The 767-nt window shown below is 67.8% G+C and carries 1 protein-coding gene; it reads left to right on the top strand.

All coding sequences use genetic code 11. The features are described from left to right. On the top strand, positions 1-767 hold a 767-nt coding region (locus tag IE212_RS34475), incomplete at both ends, for an alpha-amylase family protein (protein WP_506005143.1).

Below are 767 nucleotides of genomic sequence, written 5' to 3' on the forward strand. Positions count from 1 at the left end.
CAGGCCCGCGGCCACGGCCTGGAGATCGCGCTCGACTTCGCCCTGCAGTGCTCCCCCGACCACCCCTGGGTGCACAAGCACCCCGAGTGGTTCCACCACCGCCCCGACGGCACCATCGCCTACGCGGAGAACCCGCCGAAGAAGTACCAGGACATCTACCCCATCGCCTTCGACGCCGACATGGACGGCCTGGTCGCCGAGACGCTGCGGGTGCTGCGGCACTGGATGGAGTGCGGGGTACGCATCTTCCGCGTCGACAACCCGCACACCAAGCCGGTGGTGTTCTGGGAGCGGGTCATCGCCGACATCAACCGCACCGACCCCGACGTGATCTTCCTGGCGGAGGCGTTCACCCGCCCGGCGATGATGCACACGCTGGCCCAGATCGGCTTCCAGCAGTCCTACACCTACTTCACCTGGCGCAACACCAAGGACGAGCTGACGCAGTACCTCACCGAGCTTTCGGGGGAGGCGGCCTCCTACATGCGGCCGAACTTCTTCGCCAACACCCCCGACATCCTGCACGCCTACCTCCAGCACGGCGGCCGGCCCGCCTTCGAGGTCCGGGCCGTCCTGGCGGCCACCCTCTCGCCCACCTGGGGCATCTACTCCGGCTACGAACTGTGCGAGAACACCCCGCTCAGGGAAGGCAGCGAGGAGTACCTGGACTCGGAGAAATACCAGCTCAGGCCCCGCGACTGGGAAACGGCGGAACGGGAGGGCCGCACCATCACCCCGCTGCTGACCCGCCTCAACACCATCCGCCG

The sequence above is a fragment of the Streptomyces djakartensis genome, assembly GCF_014651075.1.
Taxonomy (GTDB): Bacteria; Actinomycetota; Actinomycetes; order Streptomycetales; family Streptomycetaceae; genus Streptomyces; species Streptomyces djakartensis.